Origin of the sequence: Bradyrhizobium sp. SZCCHNR1002 (assembly GCF_032381435.1) — a bacterium.
In the GTDB taxonomy this organism is placed as follows: domain Bacteria; phylum Pseudomonadota; class Alphaproteobacteria; order Rhizobiales; family Xanthobacteraceae; genus Bradyrhizobium; species Bradyrhizobium aeschynomenes.
In genome coordinates, this window is the sequence record NZ_JAUHIS010000006.1 from 1 (window position 1) to 22,171 (window position 22,171).

Below are 22,171 nucleotides of genomic sequence, written 5' to 3' on the forward strand. Positions count from 1 at the left end.
CAGATCCCGACCACCACGTCCGGCCCGACCCCGAGCGTCTGCAGATGATGCGCCAGCCGGTTGGCGCGCCGCTCCAGCGCGTCGTAGCTGAGTGTCTGGTCCTCGAAGCGCAGCGCCATCGCCTCGGGCGTCCGCTTCGCCTGCGCCGCGATCTGCTCGTGCAGCAGCGCCGATGGATAGTTCACCGCCGTCGCGTTGAAGTCGCGCACCACCTGTTGACGCTCGTCGCCGCTCAGCAGCGGGATCGCAGAGATTGGCCGCGCCGGATCGGCGATGATCTCGCCGAGCAGGCGACGAAGATGACGCGCCAATGTCGCGATCGACGATTCACCAAAACGCGCGGGGTCATACATCAGCTTCAACGACGGCGCCGCGCCCATCGCGACCTGCAGCGCCAACGGATAGTTGATCCGGTTCACGGCGCGGATCATGTCGAGGCGGATCGTATGATCCCGCGCCTGAGCCTGCAGCTCTGCCGGATAGTTCTCGAATACGACGATGCTGTCGAACAGCGGCGTTCCACCGGAAACATCGCTCCAGCGCTGCACGTCGGCCAGCGCGCTATATTGATAGTCCGTCAGCTCGCTCTGCCGCACCTGGATCTCGCCAAGCCAGTCCAGCACCGTCACCCGTCCGGACAATCCGACCCGCAGCGGCAATGTATTGATGAACAGCCCGACGGCATTCTCCACGTCCGGCAGGTTCTCCGGACGGCCCGAGACGGTGACGCCGAACACCACGTCGTCACCGCCGCCATACCGTCCCAGCAGCAGCGCCCAAGCGCCCTGCACCAGCGTATTGACCGTCAGGTGATGCCTGCGCGCGAAGCTTTCCAGAGCTTGCGCTCCGACATGCAAGGCATCGTCGTACTCGGCATGACGCGCGGCAGCCGACACGACGCGCGACGTCCGCTCGAGCGGAAGCGGGGTCGGTGCCTCGAACCTTGCCAGACGCCGCCGCCAAAACGCCTGCGCAGCCGCGACATTCTGGTGCTGCAGCCACACAACGTAGTTCCGAAATGGATGCGCCGGCGCAAGACGCGGCGTCTGACCACGGCATAACGCGCCATAGCAGGCGAACAGCTCGTTGAGCAGGGTCGTGATCGACCAGCCATCCAGCAGAATGTGATGGCACGACCACAGCAGACGGTAGTCGTGCTCGGCAAACCTGACGAGCACCAGCCGCATCAGCGGAGGCCGCACGAAATCAAATCCGCACGCGCAATCGACTTCTTCGAGATCCGCCAGGCGGGTGCGCTTGTCGGCGTCCGACAGCTGTCGCCAATCCTCCAGCGCAAATGCCGGCCTGGCCGCGCGCATCACGACTTGCAGCGGCGTGTGGAGATGCCCAAGAAATGCAGAGCGCAGCACCGCGTGACGTTCGACCACACTGTCCCATGCCCGGCGAAACGCATCGACGTCGAGGTCGCCGGAGAGACGGCACCCCAGCGTCGTGACGTAGGCCCGCGACTCCGGCTCGTACAGGCTGTGAAACAGCATGCCCTGCTGCGTCGGCGTGAGCGGATAGACGTCTTCGATGTCGGACGGATTGTCGACAGCACCGCGCACCTGAGCGAGATCCGCAGGTGACACACCGGCGAAGCGCGTCTCCGATACCAGCTTGCGACCGTCGTTCTCTGCCGCGTCGGGATCATGCCCCGCGGCAGCAGCCAGCGCTGCGATGGTCTGATGTTCGAAGATCTGCCGGGACGTCAGCTTCAGGCCGACCCGGTTGGCGCGAGCCACGACCTGGATCGACTGGATGGAGTCGCCGCCGAGCTCGAAGAAATTGTCTTCCACCCCGACCTGGTCGAGCTTCAGGATGTCGCGCCAGATCGACGCCAGCTTGCGCTCGTTGTCGGTCCGCGGCGCGATCAGCCGGCCGAGCTCCGGCCGCCCCTCGGGCGCAGGCAGCGCCGCGCGGTCGATCTTGCCACCCGGCGTCAACGGCATGGTATCGATCGGCACGATGGCCGCCGGCACCATGTAGTCAGGCAGTCTCTGCTGCAACGCCTGGCGAAGCTGCTGAACGTATGAATGCAGCAGAGACGCCGCTCCGGGATCGTTGCCGAAAACGCGTGACAACATCGCTGACCGACGCGGCAATCGCACGGGACCATCGACTTGCTTGCGATCGACAAAGACGACATCGTAGCATCCAGTCGCCGACGCAGACGCCCAGCTGACGCGGACCTCGTAGCCGAGCCGCTCACCGAGCATCCAAAACGCCTCCGGATCCTCACCCATGGTCTGGCGATCCTCGATGCTGCGCGCCAGATCCATCGAGCGGGCTGCCGGCTCGCAAGCATCGAGCGATTGCAAGCGGGCCAGATCGAGCGCCAGCCTCGCATTCGGCACGTCCAGCACGGCCAGGCTTGCGGGTCGTTCGTCGATCAGAATGCCGGACACCCCGGTCAGCGTCTCCGTCGTCCAATCGATCGTGCGCGCCGGGGCCGCAGGCTGCCCGCCGCCGACGTGAAGCACGACGTCGTAGCGATAGCGGCTCAGCTCGTTATGGGCCTCTGCCCTCTTGAGGAGGATCTCGACATCCGTGATGCGAGACAGGCGGCTCTGTAGCGCCAAAAAGAAACTTGGATCGATCGCGAGCTCCGTCTCGCGCTTGGCGGCGGCGATCGCGCGCGCCCTGATATCATCGGCGCGAGCCGCCGGATTGGAACGCTCGATTTCGATTGCCGTGCGGAACATCAGCAGCAGGCCGAAATGGCGGATGTCGCCGACGAAGATGCGGCCGCCGTCGACAACGGCGCTCAGCACCCCCGCGATCACGTCCTGCAGATAGTCGGTGTCAGGAAAATACTGCGCCACCGAGTTGATGATGACGGTGTCGACCGATGCCGGCACGAGATCCGACAGCGCGATGGCTTCACGCTGGGCGAGCTCGACATGGGCCAGCTCCGGCCGGCCCTTGGCCCATTGCCGCAGCCCTTCGATGGCGGCCGACGAGATATCCGTGCCGCGGTAGATGCGGCTGGCGGGAGCCAGGTGCTCCAGCAACAAGCCGACGCCGCATCCGATCTCGAGAATGCGCTGCGGAGCGAAGGCAGCGATACGCTGAACCGTCGCCATCTGCCATTCGCGCATCTCCGCTTCCGGGATGGGATCGCCGGTGTAGCTGTTGTTCCAACCCACGAAGCTCGGCGCCTTCGGCTCGCCGGCGCCGCCGTAGGTCTCGTCGAACAGCGCCTGCCACCCGGCAACGCCGTCCGCATCCTCGCTCGCGCCCCTCTCCCGGCGCTCCTGCTTCAGCCGATCGAGATCGGCCATGACATAGGCAACGAGCCGCTTGTGCCCTGGCCTGTCCTCCCGCGCCAGCGCGATCGCCTGCTTGACCTTTGACTCCGTGAGCAGCGCGGCCTCAATCTCGCCGAGCTCGACCCTGAAGCCGCGGATCTTCACCTGCTGATCGAGACGACCGAGAAACTCCAGCGCACCATCCGACCGCCAGCGCACGAGATCGCCGGTTCGATAGAGTCGATCGCCGCGCTCGAACGGATTCGGGATGAAGCGCTCGGCGGTCAGGCCCGGGCGTGACAGATAGCCACGGGCCAACCCGGCACCGCCGATGTGAAGCTCGCCCGGCACACCGACAGGCACGGGCTCCGAATGGTCATCGAGAACGTAGACGCAGGTGTTGGCCAAGGGGCGTCCGATGGCCGGCGCGCGCCGTTCGACCGTGCAGGGATACACGGTCGTGCAGACGCTCGCCTCGGTCGGTCCGTAGGCGTTGAGCACGATGCGCGGCCCGGTCCATGGCGCAACCAGCTCGGCGGCGCAGGCTTCGCCGCCGACGAGCAGCGTCTTCAGGTCGGGCAAGGAGTCGGCGCGGAGCGTGCCGAGGGCAGAGGGCGGCAGCAGAACGGCTCCGATGCGCTCGCGGTGCAGCAGATTGTGCAGCGGCTCGCCCGGCATCATGTCATGCCGGTCGGCGAGCACCAGCGCAGCACCGCAGCGCCAGCTCATCAGCAGCTCCCAGACCGCCGCATCGAAGCTGAACGAAGCAAACTGCAGGACGCGGCTGTGCGGAGCGATGTTCAGCGGCGCGAGCTGCGCCTCGGCCAGGTTGGTCGCGCCACGATGCGGCACCATGACCGCCTTCGGCCGCCCGGTCGATCCGGAGGTGTAGATTACGTAAGCGAGATTGTCCGGATGGACCGCAACGGCCGGAGCACTGGTCGGGAGCCGCGAGATCTCGGAACTCACGACGTCGAGTCCGACTGTTACGGCGTCGCCGGTGATCAGCCGGTCAACGAGCGAACTATGCGTCAGCACGACGCGCGTCGCCGAGTCCGCAATCATGTAGGCGAGCCGCTCGGCGGGATAGTTCGGATCAAGCGGCAGATAGGCACCGCCAGCCTTGAGGATGCCGAGCACGCCGATGATCATGTCGAACGATCGCTCGACACAGATGCCGACGACCGCGTCGGGACCGATACCAAGGCCTCGGAGATGGTGTGCGAGCTGATTGGCGCGCCGGTCCAGCTCGCCATAGGTCAGTTGGTCGCCGTCCTTGGCCAGCGCGGGAAGATCCGGCGAGCCCGCCGCCTGCGCCACGAACAGTTCGTGCAGCGTGCGGTGAGGGACCGGCAGAGCCGGCGCGGCGCTCCACTCCGCCAGAACGTGCCTGCGCTCGTCATCCGGCATCAGCTGCAACTGCGACAATCGGGCGTCGGGCTTTGCGATCACGCAGCGGAGCAGCTCGCTGAAGTGGGACACCAGCCGTTCAGCGGTGGCGGCCTCGAACAGATCCGTCGCATAGAGGAGACATCCGGTCAGTCGTCCGCCGACCTCGGTCATGGACATCTCGATGTCGAACCGAACGGATGTCGCACCCTCGTCGAAGCGCTCGACCTCGAGCCCTGGAATCTTCAACTGCTCGACGGACACGTCCTGCAGCACGAAAACCGTCTGAAAGATCGGCTGCCGACTGAGATCCCGTGTCGGCTGCAACGCGTCGACGAGCTTCTCGAACGGCAGGTCCTGGTGCTGATAGGCGCCCAGCGCGGTCGATTTGACCCTTTGCACCAGATCACGAAACGAAGGGTCGCCGCCGAGATCCGTGCGCAGCGCAAGCATGTTGACGAAGAAGCCGATCAGTTGCTCGGTTTCTGCGCGCACCCGCCCGGCGATCGGCGAGCCGACGATGACGTCACTCTGTCCCGTCCAGCGCGACAGCAAGGCCTTGAAGGCCGCCAGCAGCACCATGAACAGCGAGGCGCCCTCGCGGCGGCCGAATGCGGCGAGCGCCGCCGAGGTGTCGCGATCGAGGGAAAAGCGAAGGGCCGCGCCGCGGAAACTCTGTGCGGCTGGACGCACATGGTCGGCCGGCAGCTCCAGACCGGCGGGCGCATTGGCGAGGCGCTTTTCCCAATAGGCAAGCTGCGGCTGCTGCACCTCCTCGTCCACCCAGCGGCGGTGCCAGCTCGCATAGTCGGCATACTGGATCGGAAGCTCGGCAAGCGGCGACGCGCGCTGCGCGGAATGGGCGTCATACAGTGCAGCCAGCTCGCGAAACAGCAAGCCGATCGACCAGCCGTCGGAGACGATGTGATGCATCGAGAGCGCCAGGATATGCTCGTGTGGAGCGACCCTGAGCAGCCCGCATCGAAACAGCCGGTCATTGTCGATCTCGAACGTCTCCTCCATCAGGCCGCGAGCCCACGCCTGCGGCGATGTCTCCGCGCTTCGCACGGCCTCAAGATCGATCGGCCAGGGCGGATCGATCTGCTGCACGGGTCCGCCGTCGCGCAGGCAGAACCGGGTCCGCAGACTTTCGTGACGGCGCACGATTTCGGTCAGCGCCGCCGACAGCGCCGCGACGTCAAGCGGACCGTTGAGGCGGACGGCGAGGCCGATCTGGTAGGCGGGTCCGAGACGGCCGAGCCGGTCGAAGAACCAGAGGCGCTCCTGCGCGAATGACAGCGGCAGATCAACGTCCCGAGAAACGCTCGGAATCCGTGCCGCTTGCTGTTCGAACAGGTCGCGGACCTTGCGTCGCAACAATGCGCGGCGGCTGTCTCTCATCGCCGTCGTCGACGGTGCCTGGCTCTCGAACTTCTGCATCGGCGATCGCCTGCTTCTGTTGGGTGTAACGCTTTCGAGACTTCCGACGTCCGGAGCCGACAAGCTCGATCCGGCGCCAGCACTTTTTGCAACTTCAGATTGTATTTTGGGCAACGCCGTTCCGTGACTGCCCCGAGGACGTCAACCGATCGGTGATCTTCTTGGATAGTCGCGAAGGACTATCAGCGATGGGTCAGGTCTGGCCTGCCCCCAATGCGCGTGCGACTTCGGTGTCGTCCATTCTGGCGACCTCCATAGCGAGACCCCGCAGCATGTCCGCCTCCGCCCACAGCGGAGAGACCGGCAGACGCGCCTGCAGCTCGCGTCCGAGCTCGGCGAGACTGCAGTCCTGCCACAGCCTTGCCGAATCGATCCGCACCATGAAGTCGCTCTCGATCCTGCTCTTGATCCGCATCAGCCCGAGCGATGTCACGCCAAACGCCATCAATGGATCGTCCGGAGCGAGTCGATCGGCGTCGATGCCGGCCAGATCGCGCGCGACCTCGCGCAGATAGTCCTCGATCGATCGATCCTGCTGCGACCTCGTCTGCCCCTTCAGGGCGATGACGAGCTCGACCGCATCGAGCCGTTGCTCCTCTATGGCGGCCTCATCCAGATCCGAACTCCATTCGGCCTGGATCGGCAGCGATCCCTCGGCCAGCATGGCCCGGGCGCGGGAGCGCTGGATCTTGCCGCTCGACGTCTTCGGCAACAGGCGATGTTGCGTCACCACCACGCGCGACAGCTCGATGCCATGCCGCGCCGACACCGCGGCCCGTACGGTCTCGAGCACGGCTGCAGCGTCGCGCCAGCCGCGCCTCGGCTGCTCGATCAGCAGGATCGGCCGCTCGGATGCGCGATCGGGCGTCGTAAACGCGGCGGCTTCGGCGATCTCAGGAACGGCTTCGCGCGCCGTCAGCTCGACGTCCTGCGGATAGACGTTCTGGCCATTGACGATCATGACGTCCTTGATTCGCCCGCAGACATAGAGCGTACCGTCACGCATGACGCCGAGATCGCCCGTCCGCAGATACGGACCTTCGCCGCCGGCGAGATGCGCGCCGAACACGCGCGCGCTCTCATCCGGATTTCGCCAGTAGCCCGGCCCGGTCGTCGAGCCGTCGATCCAGATCTCGCCGATCGCATCGGGCGCGCAGAGCCGTCGTGTGTCCGGGTCGACGATGAGGATGCGATGCTCGGGGCTGGGCACACCGCATGACGGCAGCCTATATGTATCATCGGCGCATCCGGCATCTGCGATCTCGCGCCGCTTCATCGCCGTGTGCGAGACGGTCAGTGCCGACTGCCCGCCCCACACAGGCCCGCCGGACACCAGCAGCGTCGCTTCGGCCAGCCCGTAGAAGGGACACATGGCGCGACGATCGAGCCCATAGGGGCCGAAGCGGTCGGCGAAACGATCCATTGTCTGCTGATTGATCGGCTCGGCGCCGGATCCGGCGACACGCCAGTGCCGAAGATCGAGACCGACACAATCTTCTTCGGCGACCTGCCGAAGGCAGAGATCGTAGGCGAAGTTCGGCGCGATCGTGATCGTGCCGCCGAACCGCGAGATTGCCTCGAGCCAGCGGACCGGGCGTGCGACGAAGGCCGCTGGCGGCATCAGAACCGCGGTCGCGCCGTGATAGAGCGAGGTGCAGATGCTACCGAACAGGCCCAGATCGTGGAAATGCGGCACCCAGCTGACCCACACTGAGCCTGTATCGAGCTCGGCCTGATGGCCGAGCAGCAGCGCGTTGCGCGCCGCATTGCCATGCGTCACCGCGACACCGCGCGGAAGCCCGGTCGAGCCGGACGTATACTGCAGCACGCAGAGATCGTCGGGGGACGGGGCGATCAGCTCGCTCTCGTCAACGCCCTCGAGCGCAAGCGTATCCGTCGCAAGGGTTTTCAGCGGACGGCCCGAAGCGGACACCAGGCCATCGAGCCGTGACTGTAGCGACGCCGATGTCAGCATCATCGCCGGCTCGGCATTCTCGATCAGCGCAGCGATCGCGCCGCCGCCGCCCGCGCGACGCGGCAGGGCAAGCGGCACGGCCACGACGCCGGCGTAGAGCACGCCGAAGAACGCGCTCACGAACTCGAGCCCGGGCGGGTAGACCATCAGGACCCGGTCGCCGCGCTTCAGTCCCGCCTCGCGCAGCCGCCCCGCGATGCGCGATGCCGCGCAATCAAGCTCGGCATAGCTGGTATCGACCGTCTCCGACGCCGCGGGCAGAAAGCGGAACGCGGCCCGGTCAGGCATCGCTCGCGCGCTCAACCGCAGCGCTTCTGCCATTGTCGCGGCACCCGCACTCACGGCACCGCTGGTCACTGCAGTTCTGGATCTCATCATCGGCCTTGTCCCCAGCCGAACGCATCACAACTACGTCCGCCGGCAGTACGGCGAACATCGGTTACTCGCAGGCAACACATCACCCTGCCGCAACACCCCTACTGGGCGCGGCCCCTGACCGCCGCCACGCCAACGCAACGCGAGACCACCGATCCACCCACCAGGATCAGCCACGCCCGCGGCTTGACGCCGAACAGCGACACTCGGATTGATGTGAAACGCCAGGACGTTGCTGCCGGGCATCACCGATCCAACTTCAGCCGGGATCACGGCGGTGCGGGCAGACGCCGAGGCTAGGACGCTTCCGCCATGCGACGGCGCAAGCTCAGAGGCCTCATATCGGTCCAAACCTCGTCAACATGCTTCAGACACTCGGCCTTCGATCCGCGCATCCCGACTGCGCGCCAGCCATCGGGAATCGCCCGCTCGGCGAACCAGATCGAATATTGCTCCTCATCGTTGACTACGACGACGAACTCTTCCTCGGCCGGCGCCGTCGGCTTCGCATTGGCATGCATGAGCTTGACCTCCTTGTTATCACTGACCGCTGCAACACGCGCCTCACGAAGCGCAACACATCGGCCAGCAAGCCGAGCAAGAAGGAACGACTCGCGAAGAGCGCGATCGGACCTGTTAGCTCGTCCTGTATCTTCACTAATACAGGATTCTCCCCCTACTTCAATACCAATGTAGAGCTGGAATGCACTTTAGGTTGTAAACTCTGTCTAACGTTTTTTTGAACCGCCGAAGGCATCGCGCAGAGCGCATCACCACAAAACATTTACAAACAACGGCAACGTCACCACGATCGAAGTGAGAAGCTGCAACTCATGCCGACACCAGACGTTCCCCATCATCAACTACGCACAATGAGATACACATGAGTACAACGATTTCTCTTTATTGCTTGCCTTATGCTGGCGGAAGCGGTCGCGTGTTCGGAGCGTGGCAGGACATCTTCCATCCCGACATCAAGATTGTTTCCATCGACTATCCCGGACGTGGAACCCGCATGCGCGAGCCGTTGCTTGAGTCGATCGCACGCATTGCGGACGACGTCGCGGAGACGATCGCGTCTGATTGTCGATCGCGCTACGCGTTGTTCGGGCACAGCATGGGCAGCCTGGTCGCGTTCGAGTTGTGTCATCGTCTCATTCATCGTTACGGCTCACGGCCTGCGCTGCTCGCCGTGTCCGGACATCGGGCCCCGGGAACAGCACGAAGAACGCGGGCGATCCATGACGCCACGGATGCGGACTTCATTGCGCATCTGCGCGAGCTCGGCGCGACCCCACCCGAGGTGATCGCAGCGGATGATCTCATGGCCCTGCTGCTTCCGATCCTGCGCGCCGACTTCCGTGCCTGCGAGACGTATGTGCCGGAGAGGCGCGGCGCCCTGTCAGTTCCGATCGTCGCCTATGGCGGCCTCGATGATGTCGAGGTCGATGCGACCGATCTCCGCGGGTGGCGCAACGAGACCGCGAGTTCCTGCATCGTTCGGATGTTTCCGGGCAATCATTTCTACATCCGAGATCATGCCGTCACCGTCGCCGCGGCCTTGCAACTCGACCTTCGAACGGCACTCGCCGCGACGACAAGTCCGTGCACGGACGACAGGGAAGCTGCCGAAGCCATCCGAAACTTTTGAGGACGGCCGCTGTGTCGAAGGGATGACAGCCGCACGGGTGGCGCGCGCATGTCCATCGTCGCGCCCCCGCTGATCTGCGGAGAGACATGTCGAGGCAACGATCAAGGGAGTGTGGGGAAAGTTGGTAGCGGGGGAGGGACTCGAACCCCCGACCCCAGGATTATGATTCCCGTGCTCTAACCAGCTGAGCTACCCCGCCACGGTGTCCGATCAAGGCGCGGCGAAACAGTGCGGCGGGCCTTGTGAACGGGCGGCATATAAGGAGCCGTTCCCGCCCCTGTCAAGCAAAGCTCGCAGCCGGCAGCGGTTTTCCCGCCGCGCGGTTTCCATTCGACTCGTCAAGGCCTTGGCGCAAGCTCATGGGCCGGCGCGGCGGCGTCGCGGATCGCGAGGCCGGCCACGGCGAATCTGATGCAACGGTGCGGCTCACTTCGGCTGCAGGTTCGGATTGCCGCCGGGACTGCCGGGCGGCGGGATCACCGGCGTGGTGCCGCCTTCGGGGGTCGGTGCATGCATCTCCGGATCGACGCCGCTCGGCGGACACAACACGCCATTGGTCTTGGCGAGCTTCTCGCCCAGCGGCTCACCGGCGCGGCCGGTGGTGATGCCGTCCGGCGTCGCCGTCGCCCGCGCGTTCGGGGCACAGGCGGCATTCGCGTTGGGAGCAGGCGCCGTCGCCTGCGGCGGCGTGGCCGGTGTCGGGGGGGCCTGCGCGTGAGCCGCAGTGGCGGCCGAGGCCAGCACGAAGGAGAGGAACAATGACTGCCTGATGCTCATGACAGAGCAACGCCAACCCGGCGTTCGCGTTCCCTCGGCCAAGACTTCAGTGGCCAGCGAGCCAGTCGGGAGGCGATCAGCCCTTGCGGTAGCGGATCAGCGAGAAGTGCCCGAGCGGCGGCATCGGCCGGCGCTCCGCGAGCGTCACCCCGCCATGCTTTGCCGCCCAGTTCACCAGCCGCGCCCACGGGAATTCCGGCCGCCAGCCGAGCCGGCGCGCGATCGGCGCGAAGGCCAGCTCGAAGATTCGGCGCGGGCCGCTCTCCGCACCGATGTGGTTGACGAGGATCAGTTCGCCGCCCGGCTTCAGCACGCGGACGAAATCATCCAGCGTCGCCTCGGGATCCGGCACCGCCGTGATCACATATTGCGCCACGACGGCGTCGAAGAAATCATTCGGAAAGGCGAGATGCTTCGCATCCATCACCGCGAGCGTCTCGACATTGAAGAGCTTCAGCTCGCGCACGCGCGCCTGCGCCCGCCGCAGCATCGGCTCGGAGATGTCGACGCCGCAGATCTTCGTCGTGCGGGCATAGTCCGACAGCGACAGCCCGGTGCCGACGCCGACGTCGAGAATGCGGCCGCCGATGCGATCGGCTTCCGCGATGGTCGATTGGCGCCCCTGATCGAAGACCTTGCCGAACACCAGATCATAGATCGGCGCCCAGCGCTCGTAGGCCTTTTCGACCCCTGCGCGGTCGATGTCCCCCATGCCCCTGCCCTGAATGATGAAAGCTGATCAGCCGCGGACCGGCTCGGCCACGCGCTGCGGCCTGACGGCGCCGCGCGCGCTGCTGCTCTCGGCAACAGCGCTCTGGATGAAGCCGCCACCGAGCACGCGGGCGCGGCCGGAGGCAGCATCGTAGAACACGCAGGCCTGACCGGGCGAGACGCCCTCCTCGCCGCCGACCAGCTCGACCTCATAGTGACCGTTGGCGCCACGCAGCCAAGCCGGCTGCGGCGGCCGCGTCGAGCGCACCCGCACGAAGAGTTCGAGGCCGTCGCGCACCGCCGCATCGAGCGCGCCGTCGCCGATCCAGTTGACCTCGCGCAAGGTGATGCGGTGCGTACGCAGCGCCTCGCGCGGGCCGACCACGACCCGTCGGGTCGCGACGTCCAGCTTCACGACATAGAGCGGCGCGCCGGCCGCGATGCCGAGTCCCTTGCGCTGGCCGATCGTATAGTTGGCGATGCCCTGATGCGCGCCGAGCACGCGGCCGTCGAGATCGACGATCTCGCCGGGCTCCATCGCGTTCGGACGCAGCTTGCCGATGATGTCGGTGTAGCGGCCGGTCGTCACGAAGCAGATGTCCTGGCTGTCATGCTTGTCGGCGACCTCGAGGCCGAAGCGCCGCGCCAATTCGCGCACCTCCGGCTTGGTCATGTCACCGAGCGGAAAGCGCAGATAGTCGAGCTGCTCGCGCGTGGTCGCGAACAGGAAATAGCTCTGATCGCGATCGGCATCGGCGGCGCAAGTGAGCGCGCGCGATCCGTCGGCCAGACGCCGCGAGGCGACGTAATGGCCGGTGGCGAGCACGGAGGCGCCGAGCTCGCGCGCGGTCTTCAGCAGGTCGCCGAACTTGATGGCGCGGTTGCACTCGATGCACGGCACCGGCGTCTCGCCCGACGCATAGCTGGCGGCGAAATTGTCGATCACGGACTCGCGGAAGCGGTCCTCATAGTCCAGCACGTAATGCGGGATGCCGAGCCGCTCGGCGACGTTGCGGGCGTCGTGAATGTCCTGGCCGGCGCAGCAGGCGCCCTTGCGATGGGTCGCGGCGCCATGATCATAGAGCTGCAGGGTGATGCCGACGACGTCGTAACCTTCCGACTTCAACAGCGCAGCCGTGACCGACGAGTCCACGCCGCCGGACATGGCGACGACGACCCTGGTGTCCTCGGGACGGCCTTCGAGATCGAGACTGTTGAGCATGGTCAGGTCACTGCGATCGCGGCGTCAGACGAGTCGTCCCCGGCGGGAACGCCTCGCATGCGCCGTCTGTGCGGATGGCTTGCTCCCGGCGATCTCCGGACCCGGTCTCCCGGTCGGAAACAACACGAGAAGCATCGGTCTTTAATATAGGCGCACTTCCTGCGAAGCAATCGCGCTGGCCCTTGAGAGCCGCGGCAAATCTTGCCGGCCGGGCAGAAATGACGACCCGCCGGCGTCGGCCGGCCATTCCCATCACATCCATAAGATACTGATATATATTGCTTTTTATAAAGACGCCGCTTTGGCCCGCTCCTTGCTGAACTGGCTCGTCGAGTTTCATCGCGAGAGGTTCCAAGGTGTTCAGCGTCACGTCAGACATCCAGGCCGGCCCGGTTCTCAAGAGCGCAGCGCCGAAACCGTCCCGTCAGGACGCCGCGCAGCCGTCCGACAGCTTCTCGGCGCTGGTCGATGCCGCGACGCCGCCGGATCCGTCGACCTCGTCGCTCCCCTCCACGGCGCCGGCGCCCCGCGCCAGCAACGCCGCGAGTCCCAGCCGCGAGACCACGCGCACCAGCGATACGGACCGCACCAGCCAGACGAGGTCGGCAGACAAGGCGCAAGACAACACCGACGACGGCACGTCACGCACCGAGAAGACCGGCTCGGATGCGCCCTCCGACACGACCACCGACACATCAGCCAAGAGCACGGCCGACGCCTCCGACGGGAAGAGCTCCGACAAGAAGGACGGCGACCAGGCCGGCGCAGACGCGACGACCGCCGCGGCTGCCGTCGGTCAAGCGCCCGTTTCGACGCCGGCTGCCGTCGCGATTCCGTCCGAGATTACGCTCGCCAATCCCGCAACCACCGCGCCTGCTTCAGACGGTGAAGGCGCCTCCACGGCCCCCGTACCGACCGCGCCGGTCGGAACCGCCAGCTCCGGCCCGAATGGCACGATCGATGCTAGTGCCGGCCTGATGGCCGCAGCGGCCAAGGCTGCCGGCGCCGCGAAGACCACCGAGACCGCAGCCTCGACATCGGACGCCGAGACGACGGCGGCCTCCGGCGACGCGGCCGCGTCGACGGATCAGACCTTCACCGCGGCTCTGGATGCGGCGGTCCCCGGCGGCACCAAGGCGACGGGCAAGCCGGGAGCGCAGGTCAAGACGGGTCTTGCGCCCGGTGAGATCGGCAAGACCTCCGAGCAGGGCGCCCCAGCGACACAGGGCACTCAGCCGCAAGCTCAGGGCACTGACCTCGGCCAGCAGCCTGCCGTCGCGGCGAAGCCGGATGGCGGCGAGGTCGAGCCGCTCGCCAAGGGCGGCAATGGCCCGGCACCAGCGGCGCATGAGCGCAGCGCGGCGCACGCCGGCGGCCAGGGCAACGTTCCAGTCGCCGATCCGACGGTGCCGGCCACTGCGGCCCTGCAGCCGCAGCTCTCGACGCCCACCGCCTCGACCAGCCCGATCACATCGGCCAATCTGACGGCCACGGCGGCGGCCAACGCCCCCGTGCCGCTGCACGGCCTTGCCGTCGAGATCGCGGCGTCTGCGCTCAATGGCAAGAGCCGCTTCGAGATCAGGCTGGATCCGGCCGAGCTCGGCCGCATCGATGTCCGCATCGACGTCGACCGCAACGGCCAGGTCACCTCGCATCTGCGGGTCGAGAAACCGGAAACGCTGGCGATGCTGCAGCAGACCGCGCCGCAGTTGCAGCAGGCGCTGCAGGATGCCGGCCTCAAGAGCAACAACAGCGGGCTGCAATTCTCGCTGCGCGACCAGAACTCGTCCGGCCAGAACGGCGGCGACAATCAACAGAACGGCAATTCCCAGCGCCTCATCGTGACCGAGGACGAAAACGTCCCGGTCCAGTTCGCCGGACGGTCCTATGGACGGATGTTCGGCGCACAGGGTGGCGTCGATATCAGGGTTTAACAGGAGGCTTCCATGGCCATCGGCGACGCAATCACGGCAAGCCCGGCAGTCTCGGGCACGACCAAGACATCCACCACCGGATCCAACAGCAGCCTCGGCTCGACCGCAGGCTCGACCATCGCGGGCAACTTCCAGACCTTCCTGACGCTGCTGACGACGCAGCTGCAGAACCAGAACCCGCTCGATCCGCTCGACACCAACCAGTTCACCCAGCAGCTCGTGCAGTTCGCCGGCGTCGAGCAGCAGCTCAAGACCAACGACCAGCTGGCCTCGCTGATCTCGATGCAGCAGACGACGCAGGCCACCCAGGCGCTGGCCTTCGTCGGCAAGACCGCCGTGGTGAATGGCTCGACGACGACCATGACCGGCGGCAAGGCGAGCTGGGATCTGAGCATCCCGAAGGACAGCAACCTGACGGTGAGCATCACCAACAGCGTCGGCCAGACCGTCTTCAGCGGCAAATATTCGGCGAGCGCCGGCGACAACCAGACCTATAATTGGAACGGCCAGGGCAATGACGGCGTCCAGTGGCCGGACGGGCAATACAAGATCTCCGTGGTCGGCACCGACGCGACCAACGGCACGCCGGTGGCCATCTCGACCCAGGTCAAGGGCACGGTCTCCTCGGTGGATCTGACCCAGCAGCCGCCGCTGCTGTCGATCGGCGGCCAGACCTACACCGTGAATCAGATCCAGCGGATCGTTAGCTAGCCCTTGAAGCGGGGGCGCGCGGTTGACAATCTGGATACGCTTGCAGCTGATCTTGAACCTCAAGCTCGGCCCGGGCTGCGACATGCCGGCGTAACCGCCGGAAATTCTTAACCAATCATTTACCACGATCTCGCTCCCGGGGCCTCTGGCGGCCGGGAGCGGCGGCGTTCGCGCGGAGCGCCGGATTCGCGCCCTTTGCTTAGGCAAATTTTAAGCGAGGCGGCGTAGGGTCTTACCGTGAGTTCAGTGGTTAAGAGTTTGTGAGTACGCCATGACAGAACCCCATCGCCCGAGGGTGAAATACGTCATCGGGCCTGACGGCAGCCCGCTCACCATCGCGGATTTGCCTGCGCCAGGCACCAAGAGGTGGGTCATACGCCGCAAGGCCGAAGTCGTCGCTGCGGTTCGCGGCGGATTGTTGTCCCTCGAAGAGGCGTGCAGCCGATATACCCTGACCGTCGACGAATTCCTGTCGTGGCAGTTCTCGATCGACCAGCATGGTCTCGCCGGGCTGCGCACCACCCGAATTCAGCAATATCGTCAATAAAGCGTTAACGACGCGACGGGATGTCTTCGAAAATCGGCTTGGCTCCGCCAAGCCGATTTTTTGCATGTCGATAGTTTGTTAGGACCTCTTAACCGACGTTAACCATATCGAAACCTTCCCATAGGCAATAATTGCCCAGTGGTTCGATTCAACCTCTGCGACTGCCTCGCGACTGCGGGAGCAGAGGGCGACATCGGATCACCACCTGGAATGCGGGTGGCGGCGAAGGGTTTAACGATTGAATTTCGCGATCTCTGCAACCGGCCGTAAAGGCCCGCGAAGCTCAAATGACCTCCCAGCAGCCACCCGTCGAATGCCGAACTATGGGGCAGTTGCTTGCAAGGTCTCTTGGACTTCCTGAAGGGTTTGGGCGCCGCGCGGCTGACCGCCATGATCGCGGTGACCGCCGCGTTGATCGGCTTTTTCGGCTTCGTCATCATGCGCGTGACGGCGCCGCAGCTGACGACCCTGTTCACCGATCTGACGATGGACGACTCCTCCAGCATCATCAAGGATCTGGAGCGGCAGGGCATTCCGTTCGAGATCCGCAATGAAGGCAGCGTCATCCTGGTCCCGAAGGACAAGGTCACCCGTCTCCGCATGAAGCTCGCCGAAGGCGGCCTGCCCAAGGGCGGCGGCGTCGGCTACGAGATCTTCGACAAGTCGGACGCGCTGGGCACCACGAGCTTCGTCCAGAACATCAACCATCTGCGCGCGCTGGAGGGCGAGCTCGCCCGCACCATCCGCGCCATCGACCGCGTCCAGGCGGCGCGCGTCCACCTCGTGCTGCCGGAGCGGCCGCTGTTCTCGCGCGAGACCCCGGAGCCGTCGGCTTCGATCGTCGTGCGCGTGCGCGGTGCGCTCGAGGCGAACCAGATCCGGGCCATCCGCCACCTCGTCGCCTCAGCCGTCAACGGTCTGAAGCCGCAGCGGGTGTCGATCGTCGACGAGGCCGGTCAATTGCTGGCCGACGGCACCCAGACCGACATCGACCAGCAGGTCGGCGACGAGCGGCGCAACAGCTTCGAGAAGCGGATGCGCAAGCAGGTCGAGGACATCGTATCCTCGGTGGTCGGTGCCGGCCGCGCCCGGGTCCAGCTCTCGGCCGATTTCGACTTCAACCGCATCACCCAGACCTCCGACCGCTACGATCCGGAAGGGCGCGTGCTCAGGTCGAGCCAGACCCGCGAAGAGCAGTCGGCCACCAACGAAAACAACGGGCAGGTCACGGTCAACAACGAGCTGCCGGGCAATCAGCAGAACCAGCCGCCGCAACAGCCCCGCGACCAGAGCAAGAAGACCGAAGAGACCAACAATTACGAGATCTCCCGGACGACGAAGACCGAAGTCACCGAGGCCGGGCGGGTCAACCGCATCTCCGTCGCGGTGCTGGTCGACGGTGCCTACTCCAAGAACGAGAAGGGCGAGCTGGTCTACAAGGAGCGCAGCAAGGAGGAGCTCGATCGCATCGCAGCCCTCGTCCGCTCCGCCATCGGCTTCGACCAGAAGCGCGGCGACCAGGTCGAGGTGGTCAACCTGAAATTCGCAGACGCCCCGACCGTGCCGCAGATCAACGAGCCGACCGGCTTCCTCGGCATGCTGCACTTCACCAAGGATGACGTGATGTACGTCATCGAGCTCGCGGTGATGATGCTGCTCGGAATCGTGGTCGTGTTCATGGTCGTGCGTCCGTTGGTCAAGAAGATCATCTCCACCGAAGAGGTCGCCACAGCGTTGAGCGGCGGGGTCCCTGCCCTCACCGACGAGACCGTCCAGGCCGCCGCCCACGCCCAGCAGACCGCCAACATGATCGACGTCGCCCAGGTCCAGGGCCAGGTCCACGCCCAGTCCGTGCACCGGGTGGGCGAGTTGGCCGATCGCAACCCCGGCGAAGCCGCCGCCATCATCCGCCAGTGGCTCGCCGAGCCCCAGCAGAACTGAACCAACCGACGCGAACCGCCTGAACTGAGAAGAACGTAGCCGCCATGTCGCTCCCGCAGACACAGACCAACGCCAACGCCAACGACATCTCCACCGTCATCGCGACGCTGGCGAGCCGGCAGGCGCAGCGCGAGAAGACCGAGCCGTTGAGCGGCCCGCGGCGCGCGGCCGTGATGATGCTTGCGCTCGGCGAGCAATATGGCGGCAAGATCTGGCAACAGCTCGACGACGACGAGGTGCGCGAATTGTCGCTGGCGATGTCGACGCTGGGAACGATCGAAGCCGACGTCGTCGAGGATCTCATGCTCGAATTCGTCTCGCGCATGTCGGCCTCGGGCGCGCTGATGGGCAATTTCGACGCCACCGAGCGGCTGCTGCAGCAATACCTGCCGGCCGAGCGCGTCACCGGCATCATGGACGAGATCCGTGGCCCCGCCGGCCGCAACATGTGGGAGAAGCTCTCCAACGTCCAGGAAGAGGTGCTCGCCAACTACCTCAAGAACGAATATCCGCAGACCATCGCCGTCGTGCTGTCCAAGCTGAAGCCGGAGCACGCCGCCCGCGTGCTCGCGATCCTGCCCGAGGACATGGCGCTCGACGTCATCGGCCGCATGCTGCGCATGGAGGCCGTCCAGAAGGAGGTCATCGAGCGGGTCGAGCAGACGTTGCGGGTCGAGTTCATGTCGAACCTGTCGCAGACCCGCCGCCGCGATGCCCACGAGGTCATGGCCGAGATCTTCAACAATTTCGACCGCCAGACCGAAACCCGCTTCATCACCTCGCTCGAAGAAGAGAACCGCGAATCCGCCGAGCGCATCAAGGCGCTGATGTTCACCTTCGACGACCTGATCAAGCTCGACTCCGCCTCGGCGCAGACCCTGCTGCGCAATGTCGACAAGGACAAGCTCGGCATCGCGCTCAAGAGCGCGAACGAGGAGGTCCGCAACTTCTTCTTCGGCAACATGTCGTCGCGCGCCGCCAAGATGCTGCAGGACGACATGGCCGCGATGGGGCCGGTGCGTCTGCGCGACGTCGACGAGGCGCAGGCCCTGCTCGTCAATCTCGCCAAGGACCTCGCCGCCAAGGGCGAGATCATGCTCAGCAAGAACCGCGCCGACGACGAGCTGGTGTATTGATGGCTCAGCCCGCGAAATTCCTGTTCGATACCGACTTCGCCGCGCCGGAGAAGACGACGCGGGAGCGTGCGGCGACGTCCGCCGAGATCGCACAGAAAGTCGCGGCCGCCGAAGCCGCCGCCTACCGCAACGGCTACGAGGCGGCGCAGCGCGAAGCCAAGGTCGAGGCCGACCGCCGCGTCGCGGCGGCGCTGGAGCAGATCAACATTCAATTGCAGGGCATCTCCGCCCGCTTCGAAGGCATCGAGCAGCGGATGGAAACCGAGGCGGTGGATGTCGCGGTCGCCGTCGCCCGCAAGCTGTGCGCGGCGCTGGTCGATGCGGAGCCGCTCGGCGAGATCACCGGCCTTGTGCACGACTGCTTCGCCCATCTGGTCGCCACGCCGCACCTCGTGCTGCGCATCAATGACGCGCTGTACGAGCTCGCCCGCGAGAAGATCGACAAGCTCGCCAAGCAGAGCGGCTTCGAAGGACGCCTCGTGATCCTGGCCGAGCCGGAGATTGCGACCGGCGACTGCCGCATCGAATGGGCTGACGGCGGCGTCGTGCTGGAGCGCGCCGCGATCGATGCCAAGATCAACGAGCTGGTCGGACGCTACATGGCGTCCAAGAAGAACTAGGCCGCTGTGGTGGCCAAGGGAGTTTAAGTCATGAGCGACAACGAGATCCCTCTTCCCGACCTCAATGCGGCAGACGCGCCGCCGCTGGGCGGTGACGTCGGCTACAACGAAGAAGAGCACGCCGCGCGCATCGCCGCCGACCTCGAGGCCGTGTTCGACGTGCCGGTGCAGGTCTCGGCCGTGCTCGGCCGCTCGAAGATGGATGTCGGCGAGCTCCTGAAGCTCGGGCCCGGCACCGTGCTCGAGCTCGACCGCAAGGTCGGCGAGGCCATCGACATCTACGTCAACAACCGCCTCGTCGCGCGCGGCGAAGTGGTGCTGGTCGAGGACAAGCTCGGCGTGACGATGACGGAAATCATCAAGTCCGACCGCAACTGACAGACATGATCCGCGCGCTGATCGAGAGCGGCGCGACCGAATAGGAGACCAACATGCGGCTTCTCATCGTCGGAACGCTGAAGGGCCAGCTTACCGCGGCCACCAAGATCGCCATGGAGAACGGCGCCACCGTCACCCATGCCGAGGACAACGAGCAGGCCATGCGGGTGCTGCGCGGCGGCAAGGGCGCGGACCTGCTGCTGGTCGATGTCGCGCTCGACATCCGCGACCTCGTGATGCGGCTCGACGCCGAGCACATCCATGTGCCGATCGTCGCCTGCGGCATCACCAGCGACGCCCGCGCCGCGGTCGCCGCGATCCACGCCGGCGCCAAGGAATACATTCCGCTGCCGCCCGATCCGGAGTTGATCGCAGCCGTGCTCGCCGCCGTCGCCAACGACAGCCGCGACCTCGTCTATCGCGACGACGCCATGGCCAAGGTCATCAAGCTGGCCCAGCAGATCGCCGGCTCCGACGCCTCGGTGATGATCACCGGCGAGTCGGGCACCGGCAAGGAGGTGCTGGCGCGCTACGTCCACACCCGCTCCGCCCGCGCCAAGCGCCCCTTCATCTCGATCAACTGCGCCGCGATCCCCGAGCATCTCCTGGAATCCGAGCTGTTCGGCCACGAGAAGGGCGCGTTCACCGGCGCGGTGGCGCGCCGCATCGGCAAGTTCGAGGAGGCCAATGGCGGCACGCTGCTGCTCGACGAAATCTCCGAGATGGACGTGCGGCTGCAGTCGAAGCTGCTGCGCGCGATCCAGGAGCGCGTGATCGACCGCGTCGGCGGCACCCGCCCGGTCCCGGTCGACATCCGGATCATCGCGACCTCGAACCGCAACCTCGCCGACGCTGTGCGCGAGGGCACGTTCCGCGAGGACCTGCTGTTCCGACTGAACGTCGTGAACCTGAAGATCCCGCCGCTGCGCGAGCGCCCGGCCGACATCCTCGAGCTCGCCCAGCATTTCGCGCGCAAGTACTCCGAGGCCAATGCGGTGCCGCTGCGGCCGATCTCGGCGGAGGCCAAGCGCATCCTCACCACCAACCGCTGGCCGGGCAACGTGCGCGAGTTGGAGAATACGATGCATCGCGCCGTGCTGATGGCTCAGGGCGACGAGATCGGTCCGGACGCGATCCTGACCCCCGACGGCGCCCGCCTCGACATCGGCAAGACACAGCCGGCCGTCGCTCATGCTACGATGGCCGCGGAGCAGGTCACGCGCGCGCTGGTCGGCCGCACCGTCGCCGACGTCGAGCGCGATCTGATCCTGGAAACCCTGAAGCACTGCCTGGGCAACCGGACACATGCGGCCAACATTCTGGGCATTTCGATCCGCACGTTGCGCAACAAGCTCAACGAATATGCCGACGGCGGCGTGCCGATCCCGCCCCCCGGCACCGGCGACACGCCGCGCATGCCGAGCCCCGTGTAGCCTCGCCGTCTTCCATCATCTCGCTCTCGGCGGCGCGCTCCTCCTGGGCGCGCCGCTTTCCGTTTCCGCGGCCGTCGCCGCGACACGCGGCGTGCTGGCTGGCTGCTGGGAGCAGACCTCGCACCCGCCGTTGGTGAAGCCATCATCGGGTGAGGAATGGGGAGCCCGCAGCTGGTGCTTCGCACGCAACGGCAAGCTGATCTCACGCACCTTCGCATGTGGCACCGGCGGCTGCGACGGTTGGGACACAGAGCGGCGCTATCGCTGGCGGCCGCCTTATCTCTCGCTCTCCGATATCGAGACCTCGCCGGACGGCTCCGGACAAAGGCGGGTCTGGCGCCGCTGCCGAGTGCAGTTTCTCACCGCCGACTGGATGCAGCTGCGGGATTGCGAGCAGTCGAAGGATCCGTGGCTGCGCGAGCCGCCGCCACGACGGGGCCGCGCAGCGGCAGCTCACGAATAGCTCGGCGCCTCGGGGTTGCGGAAGATGTGGATGGGATCGCCCGGTGTGAACTCGCGCTGCGTCAATACGGCGTAGGCATAGAGCGCCAGATACAGGATCGCGGCCGTACCGATCACGTAGAGAGCCCAGGTTCCGATCCGCTTCATGATAGTCCGCTGCCGACATCGACAGTGGCTTTTACGGCCTCCTCCGCCTCGACGCCAGCGCGTCTCGTCGG

The 22,171-nt window shown here is 65.9% G+C and carries 18 protein-coding genes and 1 tRNA gene; 10 read left to right on the top strand and 9 right to left on the bottom strand.

Features of this window, described 5'->3' with window-relative positions:
* From QX108_RS24985 to QX108_RS24995, 3 genes are all read right to left on the bottom strand, one after another.
* Window positions 1-6,080, bottom strand: a 6,080-nt coding sequence (locus tag QX108_RS24985; RefSeq protein WP_315787594.1) for a non-ribosomal peptide synthetase, incomplete at its 3' end; no start/stop codon positions are given.
* Window positions 6,081-6,273: 193 nt separating this feature from the next.
* Window positions 6,274-8,343 (bottom strand): AMP-binding protein, encoded by a 2,070-nt coding sequence (locus QX108_RS24990; RefSeq protein ID WP_315787596.1) that lies wholly within the window; start codon window positions 8,341-8,343, stop codon window positions 6,274-6,276.
* A gap of 383 nt (window positions 8,344-8,726) precedes the next feature.
* A complete protein-coding gene (locus tag QX108_RS24995; RefSeq protein ID WP_315787598.1) occupies window positions 8,727-8,951 on the bottom strand; it encodes an MbtH family protein in 225 nt (74 codons plus the stop codon).
* A 362-nt stretch (window positions 8,952-9,313) separates the two neighbouring features.
* On the opposite strand from QX108_RS24995, the gene QX108_RS25000 reads away from it, so the two are divergent.
* Window positions 9,314-10,081, top strand: coding sequence for a thioesterase II family protein (locus QX108_RS25000; protein WP_315787599.1), 768 nt, complete (start codon window positions 9,314-9,316; stop codon window positions 10,079-10,081).
* A 122-nt stretch (window positions 10,082-10,203) separates the two neighbouring features.
* Here the strand turns inward: QX108_RS25000 and QX108_RS25005 are convergent.
* The 5 genes from QX108_RS25005 to QX108_RS25025 form a co-directional block, all read right to left on the bottom strand.
* Window positions 10,204-10,280: transfer RNA gene (locus QX108_RS25005), tRNA-Met, on the bottom strand.
* A 227-nt stretch (window positions 10,281-10,507) separates the two neighbouring features.
* Window positions 10,508-10,858, bottom strand: coding sequence for a hypothetical protein (locus QX108_RS25010; RefSeq protein ID WP_315721655.1), 351 nt, complete (start codon window positions 10,856-10,858; stop codon window positions 10,508-10,510).
* Between the two features lie 76 nt (window positions 10,859-10,934).
* Window positions 10,935-11,570: a class I SAM-dependent methyltransferase gene (locus QX108_RS25015; RefSeq protein ID WP_315721656.1), complete on the bottom strand. Its 636-nt coding sequence runs from the start codon at window positions 11,568-11,570 to the stop codon at window positions 10,935-10,937.
* Between the two features lie 27 nt (window positions 11,571-11,597).
* A complete protein-coding gene (mnmA, locus tag QX108_RS25020) occupies window positions 11,598-12,791 on the bottom strand; it encodes a tRNA 2-thiouridine(34) synthase MnmA (protein WP_315787600.1) in 1,194 nt (397 codons plus the stop codon).
* A gap of 7 nt (window positions 12,792-12,798) precedes the next feature.
* Window positions 12,799-13,161 carry a hypothetical protein gene (locus QX108_RS25025; RefSeq protein WP_315721658.1) on the bottom strand — a complete coding sequence of 121 codons (363 nt, stop codon included), beginning with the start codon at window positions 13,159-13,161 and terminating at the stop codon, window positions 12,799-12,801.
* Here QX108_RS25025 and QX108_RS25030 point away from each other — a divergent pair.
* From QX108_RS25030 to QX108_RS25070, 9 genes are all read left to right on the top strand, one after another.
* Window positions 13,148-14,725, top strand: a complete 1,578-nt coding sequence (locus QX108_RS25030) for a flagellar hook-length control protein FliK (protein WP_315787601.1) — start codon at window positions 13,148-13,150, stop codon at window positions 14,723-14,725. The two genes, QX108_RS25025 and QX108_RS25030, sit on opposite strands and share 14 nt — an antisense overlap.
* A 12-nt stretch (window positions 14,726-14,737) precedes the next feature.
* Complete coding sequence (locus QX108_RS25035; protein WP_315721660.1) at window positions 14,738-15,436, top strand: flagellar hook assembly protein FlgD; 699 nt, start codon at window positions 14,738-14,740, stop codon at window positions 15,434-15,436.
* Between the two features lie 271 nt (window positions 15,437-15,707).
* Window positions 15,708-15,983: a DUF1153 domain-containing protein gene (locus QX108_RS25040; RefSeq protein ID WP_002714638.1), complete on the top strand. Its 276-nt coding sequence runs from the start codon at window positions 15,708-15,710 to the stop codon at window positions 15,981-15,983.
* Between the two features lie 336 nt (window positions 15,984-16,319).
* Window positions 16,320-17,924: a flagellar basal-body MS-ring/collar protein FliF gene (gene fliF / locus QX108_RS25045; protein ID WP_315787602.1), complete on the top strand. Its 1,605-nt coding sequence runs from the start codon at window positions 16,320-16,322 to the stop codon at window positions 17,922-17,924.
* A gap of 44 nt (window positions 17,925-17,968) precedes the next feature.
* Entirely contained in the window at window positions 17,969-19,060 is a 1,092-nt protein-coding gene (gene fliG, locus QX108_RS25050) for a flagellar motor switch protein FliG (protein ID WP_172112322.1), read from the top strand.
* On the top strand, window positions 19,060-19,680 hold the full coding sequence (locus tag QX108_RS25055) for a FliH/SctL family protein (RefSeq protein WP_315787603.1): 621 nt from the start codon (window positions 19,060-19,062) through the stop codon (window positions 19,678-19,680). The genes fliG and QX108_RS25055 overlap by 1 nt, the downstream gene beginning before the upstream one ends.
* A 30-nt stretch (window positions 19,681-19,710) precedes the next feature.
* Window positions 19,711-20,058, top strand: coding sequence for a flagellar motor switch protein FliN (gene fliN, locus QX108_RS25060; RefSeq protein WP_015669138.1), 348 nt, complete (start codon window positions 19,711-19,713; stop codon window positions 20,056-20,058).
* A gap of 53 nt (window positions 20,059-20,111) precedes the next feature.
* Window positions 20,112-21,491, top strand: coding sequence for a sigma-54 dependent transcriptional regulator (locus QX108_RS25065; RefSeq protein WP_315787604.1), 1,380 nt, complete (start codon window positions 20,112-20,114; stop codon window positions 21,489-21,491).
* A 91-nt stretch (window positions 21,492-21,582) separates the two neighbouring features.
* Window positions 21,583-21,954: a hypothetical protein gene (locus QX108_RS25070; protein ID WP_315787606.1), complete on the top strand. Its 372-nt coding sequence runs from the start codon at window positions 21,583-21,585 to the stop codon at window positions 21,952-21,954.
* Here the strand turns inward: QX108_RS25070 and QX108_RS25075 are convergent.
* A complete protein-coding gene (locus tag QX108_RS25075; RefSeq protein ID WP_315787608.1) occupies window positions 21,945-22,100 on the bottom strand; it encodes a hypothetical protein in 156 nt (51 codons plus the stop codon). The genes QX108_RS25070 and QX108_RS25075 overlap by 10 nt on opposite strands.
* Window positions 22,101-22,171: the final 71 nt, after the last annotated feature.

What these genes read in the sequence shown, in the direction of transcription:
- QX108_RS25075 (WP_315787608.1), bottom strand. Translation starts at nt 22,100, where the DNA reads ATGAAGCGGATCGGAACCTGGGCTCTCTACGTGATCGGTACGGCCGCG.
- QX108_RS25065 (WP_315787604.1), top strand. Translation starts at nt 20,112, where the DNA reads ATGCGGCTTCTCATCGTCGGAACGCTGAAGGGCCAGCTTACCGCGGCC.
- QX108_RS25010 (WP_315721655.1), bottom strand. Translation starts at nt 10,858, where the DNA reads ATGAGCATCAGGCAGTCATTGTTCCTCTCCTTCGTGCTGGCCTCGGCC.
- QX108_RS24995 (WP_315787598.1), bottom strand. Translation starts at nt 8,951, where the DNA reads ATGCATGCCAATGCGAAGCCGACGGCGCCGGCCGAGGAAGAGTTCGTC.
- fliG (WP_172112322.1), top strand. Translation starts at nt 17,969, where the DNA reads ATGTCGCTCCCGCAGACACAGACCAACGCCAACGCCAACGACATCTCC.
- QX108_RS25015 (WP_315721656.1), bottom strand. Translation starts at nt 11,570, where the DNA reads ATGGGGGACATCGACCGCGCAGGGGTCGAAAAGGCCTACGAGCGCTGG.
- mnmA (WP_315787600.1), bottom strand. Translation starts at nt 12,791, where the DNA reads ATGCTCAACAGTCTCGATCTCGAAGGCCGTCCCGAGGACACCAGGGTC.
- QX108_RS24990 (WP_315787596.1), bottom strand. Translation starts at nt 8,343, where the DNA reads ATGCCTGACCGGGCCGCGTTCCGCTTTCTGCCCGCGGCGTCGGAGACG.
- QX108_RS25040 (WP_002714638.1), top strand. Translation starts at nt 15,708, where the DNA reads ATGACAGAACCCCATCGCCCGAGGGTGAAATACGTCATCGGGCCTGAC.
- fliN (WP_015669138.1), top strand. Translation starts at nt 19,711, where the DNA reads ATGAGCGACAACGAGATCCCTCTTCCCGACCTCAATGCGGCAGACGCG.
- QX108_RS25035 (WP_315721660.1), top strand. Translation starts at nt 14,738, where the DNA reads ATGGCCATCGGCGACGCAATCACGGCAAGCCCGGCAGTCTCGGGCACG.
- QX108_RS25000 (WP_315787599.1), top strand. Translation starts at nt 9,314, where the DNA reads ATGAGTACAACGATTTCTCTTTATTGCTTGCCTTATGCTGGCGGAAGC.
- QX108_RS25055 (WP_315787603.1), top strand. Translation starts at nt 19,060, where the DNA reads ATGGCTCAGCCCGCGAAATTCCTGTTCGATACCGACTTCGCCGCGCCG.